Origin of the sequence: Pseudomonas veronii (assembly GCF_001439695.1) — a bacterium.
GTDB lineage: Bacteria > Pseudomonadota > Gammaproteobacteria > Pseudomonadales > Pseudomonadaceae > Aquipseudomonas > Aquipseudomonas veronii.
Genome location: NZ_JYLL01000012.1, coordinates 69,726 through 89,996, shown reverse-complemented (window position 1 = coordinate 89,996; position 20,271 = coordinate 69,726). Strand labels below are relative to the sequence as shown.

At 63.6% G+C, this 20,271-nt stretch carries 20 protein-coding genes and 1 pseudogene; 9 read left to right on the top strand and 12 right to left on the bottom strand.

The window, feature by feature from the left end; genetic code table 11:
- Window positions 1-49 precede the first annotated feature (49 nt).
- From dgoD to TU80_RS16540, 5 genes and pseudogenes are all read right to left on the bottom strand, one after another.
- Window positions 50-1,198, bottom strand: coding sequence for a galactonate dehydratase (gene dgoD / locus TU80_RS16555; RefSeq protein ID WP_003170741.1), 1,149 nt, complete (start codon window positions 1,196-1,198; stop codon window positions 50-52).
- A 48-nt stretch (window positions 1,199-1,246) separates the two neighbouring features.
- Window positions 1,247-1,867 carry a 2-dehydro-3-deoxy-6-phosphogalactonate aldolase gene (locus TU80_RS16550; RefSeq protein WP_057004933.1) on the bottom strand — a complete coding sequence of 207 codons (621 nt, stop codon included), beginning with the start codon at window positions 1,865-1,867 and terminating at the stop codon, window positions 1,247-1,249.
- 1 nt (window position 1,868) lies between these two features.
- Window positions 1,869-2,828 (bottom strand): 2-dehydro-3-deoxygalactonokinase, encoded by a 960-nt coding sequence (locus TU80_RS16545; RefSeq protein ID WP_057004932.1) that lies wholly within the window; start codon window positions 2,826-2,828, stop codon window positions 1,869-1,871.
- Between the two features lie 176 nt (window positions 2,829-3,004).
- Window positions 3,005-3,082 (bottom strand): annotated as a pseudogene (locus TU80_RS31700) (DOPA 4,5-dioxygenase family protein); the annotation flags it as partial.
- Window positions 3,083-3,084: 2 nt separating this feature from the next.
- The gene (locus TU80_RS16540) at window positions 3,085-4,035 is read right to left on the bottom strand and encodes a choline sulfate utilization transcriptional regulator (protein WP_017848977.1); all 951 of its coding nucleotides are present in this window, start codon (window positions 4,033-4,035) and stop codon (window positions 3,085-3,087) included.
- A gap of 103 nt (window positions 4,036-4,138) precedes the next feature.
- On the opposite strand from TU80_RS16540, the gene betC reads away from it, so the two are divergent.
- The 3 genes from betC to TU80_RS16525 all read left to right on the top strand — a co-directional run bounded on the left by betC (window position 4,139) and on the right by TU80_RS16525 (window position 8,322).
- Window positions 4,139-5,653: a choline-sulfatase gene (gene betC, locus TU80_RS16535; protein ID WP_057004931.1), complete on the top strand. Its 1,515-nt coding sequence runs from the start codon at window positions 4,139-4,141 to the stop codon at window positions 5,651-5,653.
- 15 nt (window positions 5,654-5,668) lie between these two features.
- Entirely contained in the window at window positions 5,669-6,592 is a 924-nt protein-coding gene (gene choX / locus TU80_RS16530) for a choline ABC transporter substrate-binding protein (protein ID WP_057004930.1), read from the top strand.
- A 161-nt stretch (window positions 6,593-6,753) separates the two neighbouring features.
- Window positions 6,754-8,322 carry a SulP family inorganic anion transporter gene (locus tag TU80_RS16525; protein ID WP_057004929.1) on the top strand — a complete coding sequence of 523 codons (1,569 nt, stop codon included), beginning with the start codon at window positions 6,754-6,756 and terminating at the stop codon, window positions 8,320-8,322.
- A gap of 52 nt (window positions 8,323-8,374) precedes the next feature.
- On the opposite strand, the gene aroE is transcribed toward TU80_RS16525, so the two are convergent.
- On the bottom strand, window positions 8,375-9,193 hold the full coding sequence (aroE, locus tag TU80_RS16520) for a shikimate dehydrogenase (protein WP_017848973.1): 819 nt from the start codon (window positions 9,191-9,193) through the stop codon (window positions 8,375-8,377).
- Complete coding sequence (hemF, locus tag TU80_RS16515) at window positions 9,193-10,125, bottom strand: oxygen-dependent coproporphyrinogen oxidase (protein WP_017848972.1); 933 nt, start codon at window positions 10,123-10,125, stop codon at window positions 9,193-9,195. Before hemF ends, aroE begins: the two co-directional genes overlap by 1 nt.
- A gap of 160 nt (window positions 10,126-10,285) precedes the next feature.
- On the opposite strand from hemF, the gene TU80_RS16510 reads away from it, so the two are divergent.
- Window positions 10,286-11,263 (top strand): NADPH:quinone reductase, encoded by a 978-nt coding sequence (locus TU80_RS16510; RefSeq protein ID WP_057004928.1) that lies wholly within the window; start codon window positions 10,286-10,288, stop codon window positions 11,261-11,263.
- 130 nt (window positions 11,264-11,393) lie between these two features.
- Here the strand turns inward: TU80_RS16510 and tsaC are convergent, their stop codons facing one another.
- The 3 genes from tsaC to TU80_RS16495 form a co-directional block, all read right to left on the bottom strand.
- Window positions 11,394-11,951 (bottom strand): L-threonylcarbamoyladenylate synthase type 1 TsaC, encoded by a 558-nt coding sequence (gene tsaC, locus TU80_RS16505; RefSeq protein WP_017848970.1) that lies wholly within the window; start codon window positions 11,949-11,951, stop codon window positions 11,394-11,396.
- Between the two features lie 54 nt (window positions 11,952-12,005).
- Entirely contained in the window at window positions 12,006-13,100 is a 1,095-nt protein-coding gene (dprA, locus tag TU80_RS16500; protein ID WP_057004927.1) for a DNA-processing protein DprA, read from the bottom strand.
- A 63-nt stretch (window positions 13,101-13,163) separates the two neighbouring features.
- Window positions 13,164-13,940, bottom strand: coding sequence for a hypothetical protein (locus TU80_RS16495; RefSeq protein WP_057004926.1), 777 nt, complete (start codon window positions 13,938-13,940; stop codon window positions 13,164-13,166).
- Window positions 13,941-14,075: 135 nt separating this feature from the next.
- Between TU80_RS16495 and def the strand changes: the two genes are divergently transcribed.
- The 5 genes from def (at window position 14,076) to TU80_RS16470 (ending at window position 18,639) form a co-directional block, all read left to right on the top strand.
- Window positions 14,076-14,582, top strand: a complete 507-nt coding sequence (gene def / locus TU80_RS16490) for a peptide deformylase (RefSeq protein WP_017848967.1) — start codon at window positions 14,076-14,078, stop codon at window positions 14,580-14,582.
- A gap of 69 nt (window positions 14,583-14,651) precedes the next feature.
- Entirely contained in the window at window positions 14,652-15,605 is a 954-nt protein-coding gene (fmt, locus tag TU80_RS16485; protein ID WP_046381561.1) for a methionyl-tRNA formyltransferase, read from the top strand.
- The gene (gene rsmB, locus TU80_RS16480; protein ID WP_046381562.1) at window positions 15,602-16,912 is read left to right on the top strand and encodes a 16S rRNA (cytosine(967)-C(5))-methyltransferase RsmB; all 1,311 of its coding nucleotides are present in this window, start codon (window positions 15,602-15,604) and stop codon (window positions 16,910-16,912) included. Before fmt ends, rsmB begins: the two co-directional genes overlap by 4 nt.
- A 22-nt stretch (window positions 16,913-16,934) precedes the next feature.
- Entirely contained in the window at window positions 16,935-18,308 is a 1,374-nt protein-coding gene (gene trkA / locus TU80_RS16475) for a Trk system potassium transporter TrkA (protein WP_046381563.1), read from the top strand.
- 19 nt (window positions 18,309-18,327) lie between these two features.
- Window positions 18,328-18,639 (top strand): hypothetical protein, encoded by a 312-nt coding sequence (locus tag TU80_RS16470; RefSeq protein WP_057004925.1) that lies wholly within the window; start codon window positions 18,328-18,330, stop codon window positions 18,637-18,639.
- Window positions 18,640-18,762: 123 nt separating this feature from the next.
- Here the strand turns inward: TU80_RS16470 and TU80_RS16465 are convergent, their stop codons facing one another.
- Window positions 18,763-19,650 (bottom strand): lysophospholipid acyltransferase, encoded by an 888-nt coding sequence (locus TU80_RS16465; protein ID WP_017848962.1) that lies wholly within the window; start codon window positions 19,648-19,650, stop codon window positions 18,763-18,765.
- 40 nt (window positions 19,651-19,690) lie between these two features.
- On the bottom strand, window positions 19,691-20,248 hold the full coding sequence (locus TU80_RS16460; protein WP_017848961.1) for a DNA-3-methyladenine glycosylase I: 558 nt from the start codon (window positions 20,246-20,248) through the stop codon (window positions 19,691-19,693).
- Window positions 20,249-20,271: the final 23 nt, after the last annotated feature.

Genomic DNA, 20,271 nt, shown 5'->3' with positions numbered 1-20,271 from the left:
GGGGGCAAGCCCCCTCCCACATTTTTTGCCACATTTTTTCAGGCAGACATCACCACTCGGCAAAACTGCCGTCGGCATGGCGCCAGATCGGGTTGCGCCAGCGATGGCCGATGGCCGCGCGTTCGATCACGTATTCCTCGTTGATCTCGATGCCCAGGCCCGGCCCGTTGGGGATCTTCACGAAGCCCTGGTCATAGTCGAACACGCCCGGGTCGCGCACGTAGTCGAGCAGGTCGTTGCTCTCGTTGTAGTGAATGCCCAGGCTTTGCTCCTGGATAAACGCGTTGTAGCAGACCGCGTCCAGCTGCAGGCAGGCGGCCAGCGCGATCGGGCCCAGCGGGCAGTGCAGCGCCAGGGCCACGTCGTAGGCTTCGGCCATGTTGGCGATCTTGCGGGTTTCGGTGATACCGCCAGCGTGGGAAGCGTCCGGCTGGATGATGTCGACGTAGCCTTCGCTGAGCACGCGTTTGAAGTCCCAGCGCGAGAACAGGCGCTCGCCCAGGGCAATCGGGGTGCTGGTCAGCGGTGCGAGTTCTTTCAGCGCTTCGTAGTTTTCGCTGAGTACCGGCTCTTCGATGAACATCAGTTTGTACGGGTCCAGCTCTTTCATCAGCACCTTGGCCATGGGCTTGTGTACGCGGCCATGGAAGTCGACGCCGATGCCCACGTTGGGGCCGACGGCATCGCGCACGGCGGCGACGTTGGCCAGCGCCAGGTCGACTTTTTCGAAGCTGTCGACGAACTGCAATTCTTCCGTGCCGTTCATTTTTACCGCAGTGAAGCCACGGGCCACGGCCTCTTTGGCGGCGCGGGCGGTGTCGGCGGGGCGATCGCCGCCGATCCACGAATACACGCGAATCTTGTCACGCACCTGGCCGCCCAGCAGGTCGCTGACCGACACGCCCAGGGCCTTGCCCTTGATGTCCCACAGCGCCTGGTCGATGCCGGCCAGCGCGCTCATGTGCACGGCGCCGCCGCGATAGAAACCGCCGCGATAGAGCACAGTCCAGATGTCTTCGATATTGCGTGGGTCTTTGCCGATCAGGTAATCGGACAGTTCCTCGACCGCAGCCGCCACCGTGTGGGCGCGGCCTTCGACCACGGGTTCGCCCCAGCCGGTGACGCCCTGGTCGGTCTCCACTTTGAGGAAGCACCAGCGCGGTGGGACGATGAAGGTAGTCAGTTTGGTGATTTTCATCTTCTTATCTCTCTTGTCGATGCAGCGCCCAAGGCGCAAAGCTTGCGATCAGTTCAAGGCGTTCCAGGCCGCGACATACGCCTGGGCACTGCTCGCCACCTCGGCCACGGACATGCCCGGCTTGAACAATCCGGACCCCAGGCCGAAGCCCCTGGCGCCGGCGTCGAAATACACCTGCATGTTGGCCGGGCTCACGCCGCCGACCGGCAGCAACAGCGTGCCCGCCGGCAATACCGCCAGCCACGCCTTGATCACCGCCGGGCCCATTTGCTCGGCGGGGAACAGTTTCAATACGTCGGCGCCTTCGGCCAGCGCGGCGAACGCCTCGGTCGGGGTGGCCACACCTGGCGACAGGTACAGGCCGGCGGCTTTCGCGGCACGCAAGACCTTGGCGTCGCTGTGGGGCATCACGATCACCTGGCCACCGGCGGCCTTGACCTGCTCGACCTGCGCCGGCGTCAACACCGTGCCGGCGCCGATCAGGCAATCGGCGGGCAGGCTGTCACGCAGGGTGCGGATGCTGGTGTAAGGGTCCGGCGAATTGAGCGGGACTTCGATCACGCGAAAACCGGCGCGGTACAGCACCTGGCCAACCGCCTCGGCTTCGTCCGGGCGCACGCCGCGCAGGATCGCGATCAAACCGTTTTGCGTGAGTGCTTGCTTGAGCATGTCAGGCCTCCATTGCTGGTTGAATGAGCCCGGCGGCCAGGGCCAACTGCCAGAGACCGCGTTCGCTGGCCTCTTGCGCCAGGCTGACGTGGGCGAAGCCGCAGAGGCCGAGGGCACGCTGGTAACGTGTACAGAGCGGTGCGGCGCCGACCAGGATGATCGGCTTATGTTGGGCGGCACCGGGCAAGCCGGCGAGTTCATGGCCGATCAACAGGCCGGAGAGGTAGTCGGGCTGCTGGTCCGGGGCGAGTTCGCCGGTCAAGCCCAGGGTGCGTGCGCTGAACAGCGTCGACAGCACGCCGCGCTGGCCGTCTGCCGACAGCGCCACGCGCACGCCGCGGTCGAAAGCCGCCGCCTGGAAGTGTTCGGCGGGTTGTTGGGTGCGCCCGAGCAGGCTGTGCTTGCTCAGCACCCCGAACAGCTCGCCGGTCATGAAGGTGTCGAAATGGGTGATACAGCCATCGACCACCTCGACCCATTTGGAATGGCTGCCGGGCAGGCCGATCAAGACTTCGGCGCCAAGGCCTTGCAGCACGCCGAGTACCTGGGTTTCTTCGCCGCGCATCACGTTGGGCAAGCCGACCTGCTCGATCACGCCGGGCACGATATGCACATCGACGCCGCGCACACTGCGCACGCGGTGCAACGCTTGGCCGAGGCTGGCGACGTCGACCGGGGTGTTGCGGTAGGCCGCTTCGCTCCAGCCCTGGGCGCTGCCGACCATGCCGCAGGCGATCACCGGCAAGCCCGGTTGCGCGTCGAGCCAATCGCCACAGGCCGCGTCGAACGCCAACTCGAAGCCATCGCTGCAGCAAACGCCGGCAATCTCCCGGGGCTGGCTGGGCAGGTGCATGATCCCCGACGCCAACGCACGTTGTTCCAGCACCACGCCTGCGGGGCCGAGTTTATAAGCACGAAGGGAACTGGTTCCCCAATCGAGCGCGATCAATTGCGCCGGCATCGCTTCACCTGAAATGAGTGGGTGCTGAAAAAAGCAGATGGGCGAATATAAACCTATGCTCGGCGATATCTCAATATATAAATATCAATCCCATATATTGGAATGAATCGAGATAAATCCTACAACCACTCCGCCTTTTACTGCGGGAACGGCCAGGCTTTATCTGATAAAAGAGGTTAAAAAACCGACAGATTCAGTTCGCGTATCGCACCCATCCAGATCGCGTACTCGGTGTGGTCCTTCAGGTCGTCGCCCCCTAGACGGCAATCGACGGCAGGGCCAGCCCGGTCAGCGACTGTGCACTGCGCGCCTGCTCCGCCACCAGCCAGTCGACGAACCGCTCGACCAACTGCCCCCGCCGTTTGCGCTGCGGCTGCACCACGTAGTAGCCGAAGCGTGAGATCACCGTGTCGCTGATCGGCCGGCACAGCCATTTCTGTTCCAGCAGGTTGTCCACCAAGTGGCGCCAGCCGATGGCCACGCCCTGGCCGGCAATCGCCGCCTGGATCAACAGGGTGTAGTTATCGAAGCGCAGTTGGCCGGGGGTCGGCGTGCTGGTAATGCCCAGTTCGCGGAACACGCCGCTCCAGTCGAACCACTGGCTGGTGTGTTCCTGGCGCAGGTGCAGCAAGGGGCAGTCGGGCAAGGTCTGCACGGTCAGCGGCGTGGCCTGGTCCTTGAGCCATTGCGGACTGCACACCGGGAACACTTCCTCATTGAACAGCCACAGGCTGTCGCCCTGCTTGAAACGGCCGTCGCCAAACAGCACCGCCACGTCGATATCGCTGCGCAACGTGGCGTGATTGCGCTCGCTGGTCACCAGGCTGACGTCGACCTGGGGGTTGGCCGCATGGAAGCGATGCAGGCGCGGCATCAGCCAGTAGGCGGCGAAGGCGAAGTCGGTGGCCACTTGCAGCACTTCGTGCTGGTCCTGCTGGGTGATCGCGCTCAGGCCCTGGTTGATGGTCTGCAAACCGCCCTGGACATGTTCGAACAGCAGCGCGCCGGCGTCGGTCAGCTCGATGCCACGGTAGATGCGATCAAACAGGCGGATCGCCAATTGCTCTTCGAGGCGCTTGATCTGCTGGCTGATGGCCGGTTGGGTGGTGCCCAGCTCCATCGCCGCAGCGGTAAAACTGCGGTGGCGCGCCGCCGCTTCGAACGCCCGGAGCAGATCGAGGGATACGTCGCCGAAGGCTTTATACATAAGCTGTACTTATCCTAGACATTGCCTTTCATGGGCTTTACCCCATTTTCCATGGGCTGCATGCTCATTCGCATAAACACCGCCTATGGAATGCCGAAGACCCATGAAGCGCAAGAACATTCTTTTCATCATGGCCGATCAAATGGCCGCGCCGATGCTGCCGTTCTACGGACCTTCCCCGATCAAGTTGCCGAATCTCAGTCGCCTCGCCGCACAAGGCGTGGTGTTCGACGCCGCCTACTGCAACAGCCCACTGTGTGCGCCGTCGCGCTTTACCCTGGTCAGCGGCCAGTTGCCGAGCAAGATCGGCGCCTACGACAACGCGGCAGATTTCCCCGCCGATGTGCCGACGTATGCCCACTACCTGCGTCGTCTTGGCTACCGCACCGCGCTGTCGGGCAAGATGCATTTCTGCGGGCCAGACCAGTTGCACGGTTACGAAGAGCGCCTGACCAGCGACATCTACCCCGCCGACTATGGCTGGGCGGTGAACTGGGATGAGCCGGACGTGCGCCCCACCTGGTACCACAACATGTCCTCGGTGCTGCAAGCCGGGCCGTGCGTGCGGACCAACCAACTGGATTTCGACGAAGAGGTGGTGTTCAAGGCCCAGCAGTACCTGTTCGACCACATTCGCGAGGGCGGCGACCAGCCGTTCTGCCTCACCGTGTCGATGACCCATCCCCACGACCCGTACACCATTCCCAAACCATTCTGGGATCTGTACGACGACAGCGACATCCCGTTGCCCACAACCCCGGCCCAGGGCGATCTCGACCCGCACTCCCAGCGCCTGCTCAAGGTCTACGACCTGTGGGACAAGCCGCTGCCAGTGGACAAGATCCGCGATGCGCGCCGCGCCTACTTCGGCGCCTGCAGTTACATCGACAGCAATGTCGGCAAGCTGCTGCAGACCCTGGAAGACACCGGCCTGGCCGACGACACCCTGATCATTTTCTCCGGCGACCATGGCGACATGCTCGGCGAGCGCGGCCTCTGGTACAAAATGCACTGGTTCGAAATGGCCGCCCGCGTGCCGCTGCTGATCAGCGCGCCGGGGCAGTTCGCGGCGGGCCGTGTGACCCAGGCGGTCTCCACCGCCGACCTGTTGCCGACCTTGGTGGAACTGGCCGGCGGCGAACTCGAACCGTTCTTGCCCATGGACGGCCGCTCGCTGGTCCCGCACCTGCAAGGGCAGGGCGGGCACGACGAAGTATTCGGCGAATACATGGCCGAAGGCACCCTCAGCCCACTGATGATGATTCGCCGTGGCGCCTACAAATTCATCTACAGCGAAGACGACCCCTGCCTACTGTTCGACATACACAACGACCCGCGCGAGCAGGAAGAACTCAGCCAATCGCCGCAGCATCGGGCGCTGTTTGCCGCCTTTCTGCTTGAGGCGCGGGCCAAATGGGACATCCCGGCGATCCACCAGCAGGTGCTCGCCAGTCAACGCCGTCGCCGCCTGGTCTACCAAGCGCTGACCCAGGGCAAGCTGAAGAGCTGGGATCACCAGCCGCTGGTGGACGCCAGTCAGCAATACATGCGCAACCATATCGACCTCGACGACCTGGAGCGCAAGGCACGTTATCCACAACCCTGCCAAAACCAATAAAACAGAGGGAAGGCCATGCAAAAATTGACTGTGGTGCTGGGCGTAATGGGCATGGCGGCGTTGAGCAGCGCCACCGTGTCCGCGGACGCCGGTTGTGAGACGGTGAGGATGGCCGATCCCGGCTGGAGTGATATTGCCGCCACCAATGCCGTCGCCGGTTTTCTGCTGACGGACATGGGTTACAAGCCCAAGGTCGACACCCTGGCGGTGCCGATCACCTTCGGCGGGCTCAAGGACGGCCAGGTGGATGTGTTCCTGGGTAACTGGATGCCGGCGCAGCAAGGTTTCTACGACAAATTCGTGGCCAACGGCGATGTGGTGCAGTTGGCGAAAAACCTCGACGGCACCGAATTCACCCTGGCTGTGCCGGACTATGTGTGGGACGCCGGGGTGCATGACTTTGCCGACCTCAACTCATTCGCCGACAAGTTCGACAAGAAGATCTACGGCATCGGCTCCGGCGCGCCGGCAAACCTCTCGCTGCAGGAGATCATCAAGAAGAACGACTTCGACCTGGGCCAATGGAAGCTGATCGAGTCCAGCGAACAGGCGATGCTCGCCGAAGTCTCACGGGCGGTGAAGAAACAGCGCTTCATCACCTTCCTCGGCTGGACCCCGCACCCGATGAATGTGCAGTTGAAAATGCATTACCTCAAGGGCGGCGAGAAGTACTTCGGCGACACCGGCAGCGTGTATACCCTGACGCGCAAGGGTTATGCACAAGCCTGCCCGAACGTAGGAAAACTGCTGACCAACCTGAGTTTCACCCAAGCGATGGAGAACAGCATCATGGCCGCGGTGGTCAACAACAAGGTCAGCAACGCGGATGCGGCGAAGGCGTGGATCAAGGCCAACCCGGCGGTACTGGAGCAGTGGCTCGACGGCGTGAAAACCGTGGACGGCCAGGATGCATTGGCGGCCGTAAAAGCCAAGCTCTAAAGCCCACCACTATCCAAATGTGGGAGGGGGCTTGCTCCCGATAGGTGAGTGTCAGTCGACATCTTCGGCGGCTGGTTCGCCGCTATCGGGGGCAAGCCCCCTCCCACAAAAAGCCGGTGTGTACTGATACCCTGAGCCAAACCTTTCAGCCCGAGTTTGCGATGCCCCGGCCCAACCGCCACACACTCTTCCCCTTCCTCAGTTGGCTGCCGCGCCAAACCCGCGCCAGCGTCGGCCGGGACGCGATCGTCGGCCTCAGCGGCGCGGTGCTGGCCTTGCCGCAGTCGATTGCCTACGCGCTCATCGCCGGTCTCCCACCGGAATACGGCCTGTACGCCGCGATCATCCCGGTGCTGATCGCGTGCCTCTGGGGTTCGTCCTGGCACCTGATCTGCGGCCCCACGGCGGCGATTTCCATCGTGCTCTACGCCAGCGTCAGCCCCCTGGCCGTGCCGGGTTCACAGGACTACATCACCTTGATCCTGCTGCTGACCTTCCTCGCCGGGGTGTTCCAGTGGTTGCTCGGCCTGCTGCGCTTCGGCGCGCTGGTGAATTTCATCTCTCATTCGGTGGTGCTGGGGTTCACCCTCGGCGCCGCCGTGGTGATTGCCCTCGGCCAACTGCCCAACCTGTTGGGCCTGGATTTGCCGAGCCAGGCCACGGCGATCAACAGTCTGATGACACTGATCGAGCACGGCGGCGAGTGGGACCGCGCCTCACTCGCCCTGGGGCTCGGCACCTTGCTGGCGGGCGCGCTGCTCAAGTACCTGCTGCCGCGCTGGCCGACGCTGTTGATCACGCTGGCGCTGGGCAGCCTGGCCGCCTGGCTGTGGCCGGCGATATTCGGGCAGGTGGCGCTGGTCAGTGCGTTTATCGGCAAGCTGCCGCCATTCAGCCCGTTGCCGCTGGACCTGGACATGCTCTTGCGCCTGCTGCCCAGCGCCGTGGCGGTGGGTATGCTCGGGCTGGTGACCAGCCTGTCGATCGCGCGCTCGCTGGCGGCGCGCTCACAGCAATTGCTCGACGCCAACCAGGAAGTTCGAGCGCAGGGTTTGTCCAATATCGTCGGCGGATTTTTCTCCGGCTACCTGTCGGCCGGTTCCTTTACGCGCTCCGGCCTCAGCTACGAAGCAGGCGCCTGCTCGCCGCTGGCGGGGGTGTTTTCCGCCCTGTGGGTGGCATTGTTCGCACTGTTTGGTGCAGCGCTGATCGCACATATACCGATCCCGAGCATGGCCGCGAGCATCCTGCTGATCAGTTGGGGCCTGGTGGATCATCGGGGCATTCGCGCGTTGTTCCGGGTCAGTCGCGCCGAGTTTGTGGTGATGAGCCTGACCTGCATCGCCACGTTGCTGCTGGAGCTGCAAACCGCGATTTACGCCGGAGTGCTGGCCTCGCTGTTTTTCTACCTCAAGCGCACCTCGCAGCCGCGGGTTCAGCAATGGCGCGACGGCGAGGAAGAGGTGTTGCGGGTCGGTGGCTCGATCTTTTTCGGCGCCAGCCATTACCTGCAGGTTCGCCTGCAAAGCCTGCAGAGTGAGCGGGTGGTAATCGAAGCGCAGCAGATCAACTTTATCGACTATTCCGGGGTGGAGATGCTGCACCAGGAAGCGCGGCGATTAAGGGCGATGGGCCGTAGCCTGACCTTGCGCCGGGCCAGGCCGCAGGTCGTCGAGGAGTTGAAAAAGCTGGAAGGCGCCGACAATTGCCCCATCCATTTCGAAGACTGAATGCGGTCAAACAGGTGGGAGGGGGCTTGCTCCTCCCACCTTTCGAGTTGCCTCAAGCCAATTGGCGGCGCAGTTCGGCCAACACCGGCGCCGAATCCGGACGCACGCCGCGCCACAGGAAGAACGCTTCCGCCGCCTGCTCCACCAGCATGCCCAGACCATCCATCGCCACCGCCGCGCCGTGTTCCGTGGCCCAGCGGCAGAATGCGGTCGGTTCCTTGGCATACATCATGTCGTAGCAAAACGTTTTGCCCGGCGCGATCAAGCTGCCTGCAATCGGCGGTACATCGCCTGACAGGCTGGCGGAGGTGGCATTGATGATCACGTCCACCGGCTCACACAGCCAGTCGAAACCACTGGCAGACACCGGGCCCAAATCGTCGAACAACTCGGCGAGCATTTCGGCTTTTTCCACGGTGCGGTTGGCGATGATCAGCGACGCCGGCCGCTCGGCCAGTAACGGCTCCAACGCCCCGCGCACTGCGCCGCCAGCGCCGAGCAACAGGATGCGTTGCCCTTGCAGGTGCAGCCCGGCATTCACCGTCAGGTCGCGCACCAGGCCGGCGCCGTCGGTGTTATCGCCCAGCAGGCTGCCATCGGCCAGCTTGCTCAGGGTGTTCACCGCCCCGGCGCGCTCGGCGCGTGCGGTGAGGGTGTCGGCCAGGCGGTAGGCGTCTTCCTTGAACGGCACCGTGACGTTGGCGCCACGGCCTTGTTGAAAAAACTCACGGGCAAACCCGATGAAATCCTCGAGCGGCGCAAGCAGAGCGCTGTAGTCCAGTTGCTCGCCGGTCTGCTCGGCGAACATGCGGTGGATCAACGGCGACTTGCTGTGGCCGATGGGGTTGCCGAACACCACATAACGGTCCATCAGACCGCCGCCTTGGGCGCAGCCACGCCGAGCCAGTCGCGGTCTTGCAGGAAGTAGTCGGTGAGGCGCGCTTCTTCGCTGCCGGCCTCGGCTTTCCAGTCGTAGCTCCAGCGCACCTGGGGCGGCAGCGACATCAGGATCGACTCGGTACGCCCGCCCGACTGCAGGCCGAACAAGGTGCCACGGTCGTAGACCAGGTTGAATTCAACGTAGCGACCACGGCGGAATTCCTGGAATTCGCGCTGCTGTTCGGTATAGGCCTGGGCCTTGCGGCGCTGCACGATCGGCAGGTAGGCGTCGATGTACGCATCGCCGATGGCACGGATGAAGGCGAAGCAGGTGTCGAAGTCCCACTCGTTCAAGTCATCGAAGAACAGGCCGCCGATGCCGCGCGGTTCGTTGCGATGCTTGATGTAGAAGTAGGTGTCGCACCAGGCCTTGTAGCGCGCATAAACGTCGGCGCCGAACGGCGCACAGGCCTGTTCGGCCACGCGGTGCCAGTGGATGCAGTCTTCTTCGTTGGCGTAATAGGGCGTGAGGTCGAAGCCGCCGCCGAACCACCACACCGGCTCTTCACCTTCTTTTTCAGCGATGAAAAAGCGCACGTTGGCGTGGGAAGTCGGTACATGCGGGTTGTGCGGGTGAATCACCAGCGACACCCCCAGCGCTTCAAACCCACGCCCGGCCAGCTCGGGGCGATGCGCGCTGGCGGACGGCGGCAGGCCGCTGCCAAACACGTGGGAAAAGTTGACGCCGCCTTTTTCGATCACCGTACCGTTTTCAATCACACGGGTGCGACCGCCGCCGCCGGCTGGCCGGGTCCAGGCGTCTTCGATAAAGCGAGTGTCCGTCTCGAAGGTTTCCAGGGCGCTGCAAATACGGTCTTGCAGATCAAGCAGATAGGCTTTAACAGCCTCGGTGCGGGTAGTCATGGCATCACCTTGAATCGGGCAAAGCTACGCGAGGCCATTGGGCGTCGGCGGCAAATGGGCGCACAGGATACCACCGCACTCAACTCCGTCGCAGTTGACGAAGATCAAGCTTAGGAGTCCGATAGGGCGCTACCCGAATTCGAACCCAGGAGAAGTGCAGATGGCCAAACGTATCCAGTTCAGCGCCCATGGCGGCCCCGAGGTGCTTGAGTATGTGGACTACACGCCAGCAGAACCTGGCCCACAGCAGGTTCGGGTGCGCAACGCGGCCATCGGCCTGAACTTCATCGACACCTACTATCGCAGCGGCTTGTACGCGCCGCCGGCCTTGCCGTCGGGCCTGGGCGCCGAAGGTGCCGGTGTGGTCGACGCCGTGGGCAGCGAGGTCAGCCAATTCAAGGTCGGCGACCGCGTGGCCTACGGCAGTGGGCCGTTGGGTGCCTACAGCGAACTGCACGTGTTGCCCGCAGCCAACCTGGTTCACCTGCCGGACGACATCAGCTTCGAACAAGCCGCTGGCGCGATGCTCAAGGGCCTGACCGTGCAATACCTGCTGCGCCAGACCTATGAGTTGAAGGGCGGCGAAACCATCCTGTTCCACGCCGCAGCCGGTGGCGTGGGCTCCCTGGCCTGCCAGTGGGCCAAGGCCCTGGGCGTGAAGCTGATCGGCACGGTCAGTTCGCCGGAAAAAGCCGCTGTGGCCAAATCCCACGGCGCCTGGGCAACCATCGACTACAGCAAGGAAAACGTCGCACAGCGCGTGCTGGAATTGACCGACGGCAAGAAATGCCCGGTGGTGTACGACGGCGTCGGCAAGGACACCTGGCTGACCTCGCTGGACTGCGCAGCGCCCCGGGGGTTGGTGGTGAGTTTCGGTAACGCCTCGGGCGCGGTGGACGGGGTGAACCTGGGGATTCTGGCGGCCAAGGGCTCGCTGTACGTCACCCGGCCGACCCTGGCGACCTACGCCAGCAACCCCAAGGACTTGCAGGCCATGGCCGATGATCTGTTCTCGATGATCCAGAGCGGCAAGGTACGCATCGATATCAACCAGCGCTTCTCGCTGGCGGAAGCGGCCAAGGCACAGACCGAGCTGTCGGCGCGGCGCACGACCGGGTCGACCATTCTGTTGCCGTAAGGCTTGGGATTTCGGCGTGGCTAAGGGCGCCATCGCGGGCAAGCCCGGCTCCTACATTTGACCGTGTTGTCATGACGGACAGCGATCGAATGTAGGAGCCGGGCTTGCCCGCGATAGCCACGCCGCGGTCTCAGGACGGCCGCACAACCTCACCCGTCACCAGATCGCGAATCAGGCTCGGGTTCTTGCGCCCACCGAGGGCGCCACCCAACACCAGATCGACCTGGCCACGGAAGTACTGCTCGACGCGAATCCGCGTGCGGGCGGCCGGGCGGCCCTGGGGGTTGGCCGAGGTGGAAATCAATGGCCCGACCAATGAGCACAAGTCGCGCACCAGCGGATGGTCGCTGACCCGCAGCGCCACGGTGTCATGCTCCCCCGTGACCCATTCCGGCAACAGGTCCTGATGAGGCACCAGCCAGGTGTTCGGCCCCGGCCAGGTGCTGGCCATGCGGTCGATCCAATCCTGCGGGAAGTCTTCGAAGAGAAAATCGAACTGGCGGATAGTATCCGCGACCAGGATCAGGCCCTTATCCACCGAGCGGTTCTTGATCGCCAGCAGCCGGTCCACCGCCGCTTCGTTCCACGGGTCACAGCCCAGGCCCCAGACCGCCTCGGTCGGATAGGCAATCACCGCGCCTGCGCGAATTTCTCGTGCGGCTTCCAGCACACGCCACCTGTTGACCATTACTCACTCTCCGGACTAAAGCTCTGCGCAGTTTACCGATCTTCCCTGCAAAACCTAGCAGCGCGCGAGCCAACGCCCGCTTTCGCAGATCACCTGGCCTTCCAGCTCCAACTCGGTGAGGCTCGCCAGCACCTGGGACAACGGCCGCCCGCTGGCAATCGCCAGGGCTTCGCTGGTGTGGGGCGCCGCATGCAGCAGTGCGACCAGCGGATGAGTCGCCGGCAGCGGCACCGGACACGGCAGCGCCTGCCAGCCGCGCAAGCCTTCAAGAATGTGCTCGATGGTTTCCACCAACACCGCGCCGTCGCGGATCAGCTGATGACAACCCTTGGCCGCGGGATGATGGATCGAGCCGGGAATCGCGTACACCTCGCGCCCTTGCTCGGCGGCGAGCCGCGCGGTGATCAGCGAACCGCTGGCGATGCCGGCTTCCACCACCAGCACGCCCAGCGACAGACCACTGATGATGCGGTTGCGCCGGGGGAAATTGCCGGCCTGGGGCGCGGCGTCCAGCGGAAACTCGGAAACCACCGCGCTGCCCTGGGCAATCATCGCGGCCGCGAGGCGTCGGTGGCGCTGTGGATAAAACTTTTCCAGGCCGGTGCCGAGTACGCCGATGGTCTGCCCGCCGACCTCCAGGGCCGCTTGATGCGCCGCGCCGTCAATGCCCAGGGCCAGGCCGCTGGTGATGACAAACCCAGCACTCGCCAGGCTGCGGGAAAAGGCGGCGGCGGTGTCCATGCCGGGGCGCGATGCGCGGCGGCTGCCGACCATGGCCAACTGGGGTTTTTCCAGGATCGCAGGGTCGCCGGCGACGAATAACAACGGCGGTGCGTCATCGATCTGGGCCAGCAGTGCGGGGTACTCAGGCTGGTCCCACATCAGCAAATGCTGGGCCGGACGCGCCAGCCAGGCCAATGCGACACTCGCGCCCTCGCGGACTTCATGGCTGCGCCGGGCCTCGGCGCTGACGGCGGGCAAGCCGAGCGAACGCCAGGCGCTGGCCGGCGCGCTGAGCGCCTTCGAGGCGCAGCCGAACGCGTCGATCAACCGGCGAAAACGCTTCGGGCCCAGTTCCGGCAGCCTGTGCAAGCGTAGCCGGGCTTCCAGTTCTGCCGGGGAAATTTCACTGCTGTTTATCGGATACATCTGATCATCCTTGACCGGAACAAGCTGTGGATAACTCTGTTGGTAACTTATTTAGCAGCCTATTTATTGCGTTTGACGGGCCGTCTCGAAACGGTCCATCACCGCCAGTGGCCGCGAGGCATTGAGGACCAGGCCGTAACTGAGTTTTTCGTAGGTGCGAAACACCAGCAGCATGCCGCCGTACTCATCGGCCAGCTTCACCGGAGCGCCGCTGAGAGCGTCGCGTACCGTGGCGCCGGTCTTGATCACATTCAGCCGTTGGCCGTCGACCAGGCCGTCGCGGCGGCCTTTATTCAGGGTCACGGCATCCAGCACGCCGATCTGCGTCACGCCCTTGGGTACGTCGATGATGCGCCCTTCGATAAACGGCGCGGCCTGCGGGCCTTCCAGGCTGGCCAGCGCAACCGGCGGTTCGGCACGCAGCAAGCGGTCGCCGGGGCGCACTTCCTGGGTGACCCGTTGTACGGCAAGGGTGGTCAGGTCGCCGGCCATCACCCAGTGCGCGGTGCCGATGTCGTCGGCGTGGATACCCAGTAACTCCTGGGTTTTGGGGTCGGTGTAGACCTTGCCTCGGCGGAAAATCCCATAGCTTGGCTGGGCCGGGTCCAGGACGCCGCGGGCATGCACGCGCTCGCCATTGGCCCCCAGCACGCGCCCGGCCTCTGCCGCGACAACGTAGGGCGCGTTATCGAGATCGAGGGGCGAATCGAGGATGCGATTGTGTAACAAAAATCGCTGGATGGCCTGTTGCGTCGGTTGATCCAGGCGCGGGCCGGGCGATGGAAGCAGGGCCTGGGCGAACGGCGCCCAGAGCAGCAAGACGAGTAGCGATTTCCTCATGGGGTGAATCTCCTTTATTATGTACGTTCGCGTGAAACGCCATAGCCTTCGCGGCTTCCGAGCGTTCCACACCGGCCGTGCGGGTCCATCCCTACGCCGATTTGCCTTTACCTCACATGTGCAGCAATTACGCTTATGGCTATTTTGAACATCCTCGAATTCCCCGACTCGCGCCTGCGCACGATCGCCAAACCGGTGGCCGTAGTGGACGATAAGGTTCGTCAGTTGGTCGATGACATGTTTGAAACAATGTATGAAGCCCCGGGCATCGGCCTCGCCGCGACCCAGGTCAACGTGCATCAGCGTGTCGTGGTGATGGACCTGTCCGAAGATCGCAGCGAGCCACGGGTGTTCATCAACCCCGAGTTCGAAGCGCTGACCGACGAAATGGGCGAATACCAGGAAGGCTGCCTGTCGGTGCCGGAGTTCTACGAGAACGTCGAGCGCCCGGTGCGCGTGAAGATCAGGGCCCTGGACCGCGACGGCAAGCCCTTCGAGCAGGTTGCCGAAGGCCTGCTGGCGGTGTGTATCCAGCACGAATGCGACCACCTCAACGGCAAGCTGTTTGTCGATTACCTGTCCACGCTCAAACGTGACCGGATCAAGAAGAAGCTGGAAAAAAAGCACCGCCAGCAAGCTTGATGCCCTTCTTCCAAAGGCTTGCTGCGGCAAGCCTTTTTCTTTTGTGACTGCTTTTAACCGAGAACGCCCATGACCGAGCCACTGCGCATTGTTTTTGCCGGCACACCCGAATTTGCCGCCGAACACCTCAAGGCCCTGCTCGCCAGCCCTTATGACATCGTCGCGGTGTACACCCAGCCGGATCGCCCGGCCGGTCGCGGGCAAAAACTGATGCCGAGCCCGGTCAAGCAACTGGCGCTGGAGCACCACATTCCCGTGCTGCAACCGCCGACCCTGCGCAACGCCGAGGCCCAGGCCGAGTTGGCCGCGCTGAAACCGGACCTGCTGGTGGTGGTGGCCTACGGCTTGATCCTGCCCCAAGTGGTCCTGGACATCCCGCGCCTGGGTTGCATCAACAGCCATGCCTCGCTGCTGCCACGCTGGCGCGGTGCGGCACCGATCCAACGCGCCGTGGAAGCGGGCGACAGCGAAAGCGGCGTGACCGTGATGCGTATGGAAGCGGGCCTGGATACCGGCCCGATGCTGTTGAAAGTCAGCACCCCGATCACCGCCGAAGACACCGGCGGCAGCCTGCACGATCGCTTGGCCGAGATGGGCCCGCCGGCCGTGATCCAGGCGATTGCCGGGCTCGCTGCCGGCACCCTCGAAGGCGAGGTGCAGGACGACAGCCTGGCGACCTACGCGCACAAACTGAACAAGGACGAAGCGCGCCTCGACTGGAGCCGCCCGGCCGTGGAACTGGAGCGCCTGGTGCGCGCGTTCAACCCGTGGCCGATCTGCCACAGCACCCTCAACGGCGAAGCCTTGAAGGTGTTGGCTGCCACCCTGGCCGACGGCAAGGGTGCCCCCGGTGAAATCATCGGTGCCAGCAAGGACGGCCTGCTGGTCGCCTGCGGTGAACAGGCGCTGTGTCTGACGCGTCTGCAATTGCCCGGTGGCAAGGCGCTGAATTTCAGCGATTTGTTCAACAGCCGTCGTGAGAAATTTGCCGTAGGCACGCTTCTCGGGGTGGCCGCCCAATGAACCCGCGTCTGGCCGCCGCCAAGGCCCTGGCCGCCGTGCTCAACGGCAAGGCTTCGCTGAACAGTTCGCTGCCGACCCAGTTGGATAAGGTCGAAGACCGTGATCGCGGTTTCACCCAGGACCTCGCCTTCGGCACCGCGCGCTGGCAGCCACGGCTGTCGGCGCTGGCAGCCAAGCTGCTGCAAAAGCCGTTCAAGGCGGCCGATGCCGATGTAGAAGCGCTGCTGCTGGTAGGCCTCTATCAATTGCTCTACACCCGCGTGCCGGCCCACGCCGCCATCGGTGAAACCGTCGGCTGCGCCGAAAAGCTGAAAAAACCCTGGGCCAAAGCCCTGCTCAACGCCGTGCTGCGCCGCGCCCAGCGCGAAAGCGAAGCGCTGCTGGCCGAGCTGGAACATGACCCGGTGGTGCGTACCGCTCACCCGCGCTGGCTGCAAAAATCCCTGAAAGCCTTCTGGCCCGAGCAATGGGAAGCCATCTGCGCGGCCAACAATGCACACCCGCCGATGATCCTGCGGGTCAACCGTCGCCATCACCGCCGCGATGCTTATCTGCAATTGCTGACCGATGCGGGCATCGCGGCCACGCCGTGCATGTACAGCACCGATGGCATCGTGCTCGAAGCCGCCACCGACGTGCGCAGCCTGCCGGGCTTCGCCGAGGGCTGGATCAGCGTGCAGGATGAAGCCGCGCAACTGGCGGCCGACCTGCTCGACCTGGCCCCAGGCCAGCGGGTGCTGGACGCCTGCTGCGCCCCCGGCGGTAAGACGTGTCACATCCTGGAGGTCGAAAAAGACCTGGCCGGCGTCGTCGCCGTCGACCTGGAAGCCAAGCGCCTGGTGCGCGTGCGGGAAAACCTCGCACGCCTGGGCCTGAGCGCCGAGCTGATCGCCGCCGATGGCCGCGACACCGCCACCTGGTGGGACGGCAAGCCGTTCCAGCGCATCCTGCTCGACGCGCCGTGCTCCGCCACCGGCGTGATCCGTCGCCACCCGGACATCAAGCTGACCCGCCAACCCGACGACATCGCCGCCCTGGCCGTGCTGCAAGGCGAACTGCTCGACGCGTTGTGGCCGACCCTGGAAGTCGGCGGCATCCTGCTCTACGCCACCTGTTCTACCTTGCCCACCGAGAACACCGAGGTCATCGAAGCCTTCCTCGCCCGTACCAGCGGCGCGCGCGAGCTGGACCTCGCCACCGCAGCCGGCATCAAGCAACCCCACGGGCGCCAATTGCTGGCACAGGAAGGCGGACACGATGGCTTCTACTACGCCAAACTGATCAAGATCGCCGCCGCACGCGGCTGAACGGTTCAAAGGGAGTGACCGGATGAAAATCATCATCCTCGGGGCAGGGCAGGTCGGTGGCACGCTGGCCGAGCATTTGGCCAGCGAATCCAACGACATCACCGTGGTCGACACCGATGCCGAGCGCCTGCGCAACCTGGGCGACCGCCTGGACATTCGTACCGTGCAGGGTCGTGCGTCGTTTCCTACGGTGCTGCGTCAGGCGGGTGCCGACGATGCCGATATGCTGGTGGCCGTGACCAACAGCGACGAGACCAATATGGTCGCGTGCCAGGTCGCCCACACGCTGTTCCACACCCCGACCAAGATCGCCCGGGTGCGTGAAGCCGCGTACCTGACCCGCGCCGGCCTGTTCGACAACGACGCGATCCCGGTGGACGTGCTGATCAGCCCGGAGCAGGTGGTCACCCACTACATCAAGCGCCTGATCGAGATTCCCGGCGCGTTGCAGGTGATCGACTTCGCCGACGGCAAAGCGCAACTGGTCGCCGTGAAGGCCTATTACGGCGGGCCGTTGGTCGGCCAGCAACTGCGCCAACTGCGCGAACACATGCCGAATGTGGAAACCCGCGTCGCGGCGATTTTCCGGCGTGACCGGCCGATCCTGCCCCAGGGCGACACGGTGATCGAGGCTGACGACGAAGTCTTCTTCATCGCCGCCAAAGCGAATATTCGTGCCGTGATGAGCGAAATGCGCCGTCTCGATGAGACGTATAAACGCATCGTCATCGCCGGTGGCGGGCAGATCGGCGAACGCTTGGCCGAGGCCATCGAAAGCCGCTACCAAGTGAAGATCATCGAGATGAGCCCGGCGCGCTGCCGGCATTTGTCCGACACCCTCGACAGCACTGTAGTCCTGCAAGGCAGCGCCTCGGACCGCGACCTGTTGATGGAAGAAAACATCGCCGACGCCGATATCTTCCTGGCCCTGACCAACGATGACGAAGCCAACATCATGTCATCGCTGCTGGCCAAGCGGCTGGGGGCGAAGAAGGTGATGACCATCATCAATAACCCGGCGTATGTCGACCTGATCCAGGGCGGCGATATCGACATCGCCATCAGCCCGCAGTTGGCGACTATCGGCACCTTGCTCACCCACGTGCGCCGTGGCGATATCGTCAGCGTCCACTCCCTGCGCCGCGGCGCGGCGGAAGCCATCGAGGCGATCGCCCATGGCGACTCGAAGTCGAGCAAGGTGATCGGCAAGGCCATCCGCGACATCGGCTTGCCGCCGGGTACCACCATCGGTGCGATCATTCGCGATGAAGAAGTGATCATTGCCCACGACGACACGGTAATTGCCACCGGTGACCATGTGATCCTGTTCCTGGTGGATAAAAAACATATCCGCGATGTGGAGAAGCTGTTCCACGTGGGGTTGAGCTTTTTCTGATCAAACGGAGTACACCGACATGCTCGAATCCCTGGAGAAAATGCTGGCCAAGGGTGTGGATAACGCCCTGCTGCGCTTTGGGCTGGGCAAGGGTTATCTGGACCTGAAGGACAACGCCAAGGCCGCCGAGCATCTGCACAAGTGTGTCGAGTTTGATCCGAAGTATTCGGCGGCGTGGAAGTTGTTGGGGAAGGCCCACGTCGGGCTTGGCGATCAGGCCGCCGCGCGACTGGCCTGGGGGAAGGGTATTGAAGCGGCCCAGGCCCATGGCGACAAGCAGGCCGAGAAAGAAATGACGGTGTTCCTGAAAAAACTCGACCGCAAGGCCTAAGCGGAACTCAAATGTGGGAGGGGGCTTGCCCCCGATAGCGGAGGTTCAGTCAAATATGCATTGGCTGACACACTGCTATCGGGGGCAAGCCCCCTCCCACATTGGTTTTGGGTTGCCTTTGAGTCAGTACCACCGCGCCTCACCCGGCGGGCGTTTCTTGAAGCGCTTCATGCTCCACATGTACTGGCTCGGGTAGGCGCCGACATAACGCTCCACCACCTTGCTCATCGCCGCGCAGGAGGTGGCGGTGTCGGTGCTGTACATGTCTTCCGGCGCTGCTTCCAGGATCACTTTGTAGCCTGAACCGTCCGGCAGGCGCAGGGCATGCAGGAATACACCGACCGCCTTGTGGCCCGCGAGCATGTTCGGCACGAACTTGCTGGTCAGCGCCTGGGTGGCGAAGAACGGCACGAAGATCCCCGCCGATTCAGCCGGCTCCGGGTCGGCCGGAATGCCCACCTGGCCGCCCTTGCGCACTTCCTTGATGACACTGAGGATGCCTTCCTTGGTGGACGCCGCCACGCGGTTACCCAGTTGCACGCGTTGCTTGCGCAGCAGGTCATCCACCGCCTTGAGCTTCGGCGGGCGGTAGAAAATGATCGGTTTGCACTGGCTGCAATAGAAGTGGTTCAACACCTCCCAGTTGCCCAGGTGGCTGGTGATACCGACCACGCCTTTGCCCGAGGCCAGGGCTTCGTGGAGGACTTCCAGGCCTTCGACTTCGCGCACCAGGTCGATGGAGCGCTGGGCCGGCCAGATCCAGGCGCAGGCGCTTTCGGTCAGGGACTTGCCGATGTCCATCAGGCTGCGGCCCACCAGGCGCTCGCGCTCGGCCGGGTCCATGTCAGGGAAGCACTTTGAGAGGTTGATCCGCACCGTGTCGCGGGAGCGGTTGGGGGTTTTCCACATGATCCAGCCAATCGCCGAACCTACGGCTTGCACGGCGCGCCAGGGCAGCAGGGCAAACAACCGGAGAGCGCCTACCAGCAAGGCGCCTTTAAACTTTTCCACAGGTCACTCCTGATCGTGTGTGGTGCGCAAAGCACGCATTCTAACCGGCGTTGGCCAAGTCCGCGTAACGGTCGCAGTCCTGAGTGTGGTCCATGACCATGCCCGAGGCCTGCATGAACGCGTAGCAAATGGTCGGCCCGACGAAGGTGAAACCGGCTTTTTTCAGCGCGCGGCTCATGGCCTCGGCTTCGGCGGTAATCGCCGGGACTTCGCTGCGGTCCTTGAAGTGATTGACCTTGGGCACGCCGCCGACAAACGACCACAGCAGCCCCACCGGGTCCTCCAGCGCCAACCAGGCCGCGGCGTTGCGGCGGGTGGCGTTGAGCTTCAGACGATTGCGCACGATGCCCGGGTCGAGCATCAACGCTTCGATCTCGGCATCGCTCAGCCGCGCCAGGCGCTGTGCATCAAAACCGAACAAGACCTTTCGATAATGCTCGCGTTTGCGTAAAACGGTGATCCAGGACAGGCCCGCCTGGAACCCTTCGAGCAAAAGTAACTCGAACAAACCCTGCGCATCGCGCAGCGGCGTTCCCCACTCCTGATCGTGATAAGCCATGTACAGCGGATCTTCAGAACACCAAAAGCAGCGTGGCATAAGGCTCCAGGGGATGGTGGCGC

Coding starts and splice junctions, on each gene's coding strand:
- dgoD (WP_003170741.1), bottom strand. CDS start 1,198: ATGAAAATCACCAAACTGACTACCTTCATCGTCCCACCGCGCTGGTGC.
- TU80_RS16550 (WP_057004933.1), bottom strand. CDS start 1,867: ATGCTCAAGCAAGCACTCACGCAAAACGGTTTGATCGCGATCCTGCGC.
- TU80_RS16545 (WP_057004932.1), bottom strand. CDS start 2,828: ATGCCGGCGCAATTGATCGCGCTCGATTGGGGAACCAGTTCCCTTCGT.
- TU80_RS16540 (WP_017848977.1), bottom strand. CDS start 4,035: ATGTATAAAGCCTTCGGCGACGTATCCCTCGATCTGCTCCGGGCGTTC.
- betC (WP_057004931.1), top strand. CDS start 4,139: ATGAAGCGCAAGAACATTCTTTTCATCATGGCCGATCAAATGGCCGCG.
- choX (WP_057004930.1), top strand. CDS start 5,669: ATGCAAAAATTGACTGTGGTGCTGGGCGTAATGGGCATGGCGGCGTTG.
- TU80_RS16525 (WP_057004929.1), top strand. CDS start 6,754: ATGCCCCGGCCCAACCGCCACACACTCTTCCCCTTCCTCAGTTGGCTG.
- aroE (WP_017848973.1), bottom strand. CDS start 9,193: ATGGACCGTTATGTGGTGTTCGGCAACCCCATCGGCCACAGCAAGTCG.
- hemF (WP_017848972.1), bottom strand. CDS start 10,125: ATGACTACCCGCACCGAGGCTGTTAAAGCCTATCTGCTTGATCTGCAA.
- TU80_RS16510 (WP_057004928.1), top strand. CDS start 10,286: ATGGCCAAACGTATCCAGTTCAGCGCCCATGGCGGCCCCGAGGTGCTT.
- tsaC (WP_017848970.1), bottom strand. CDS start 11,951: ATGGTCAACAGGTGGCGTGTGCTGGAAGCCGCACGAGAAATTCGCGCA.
- dprA (WP_057004927.1), bottom strand. CDS start 13,100: ATGTATCCGATAAACAGCAGTGAAATTTCCCCGGCAGAACTGGAAGCC.
- TU80_RS16495 (WP_057004926.1), bottom strand. CDS start 13,940: ATGAGGAAATCGCTACTCGTCTTGCTGCTCTGGGCGCCGTTCGCCCAG.
- def (WP_017848967.1), top strand. CDS start 14,076: ATGGCTATTTTGAACATCCTCGAATTCCCCGACTCGCGCCTGCGCACG.
- fmt (WP_046381561.1), top strand. CDS start 14,652: ATGACCGAGCCACTGCGCATTGTTTTTGCCGGCACACCCGAATTTGCC.
- rsmB (WP_046381562.1), top strand. CDS start 15,602: ATGAACCCGCGTCTGGCCGCCGCCAAGGCCCTGGCCGCCGTGCTCAAC.
- trkA (WP_046381563.1), top strand. CDS start 16,935: ATGAAAATCATCATCCTCGGGGCAGGGCAGGTCGGTGGCACGCTGGCC.
- TU80_RS16470 (WP_057004925.1), top strand. CDS start 18,328: ATGCTCGAATCCCTGGAGAAAATGCTGGCCAAGGGTGTGGATAACGCC.
- TU80_RS16460 (WP_017848961.1), bottom strand. CDS start 20,248: ATGCCACGCTGCTTTTGGTGTTCTGAAGATCCGCTGTACATGGCTTAT.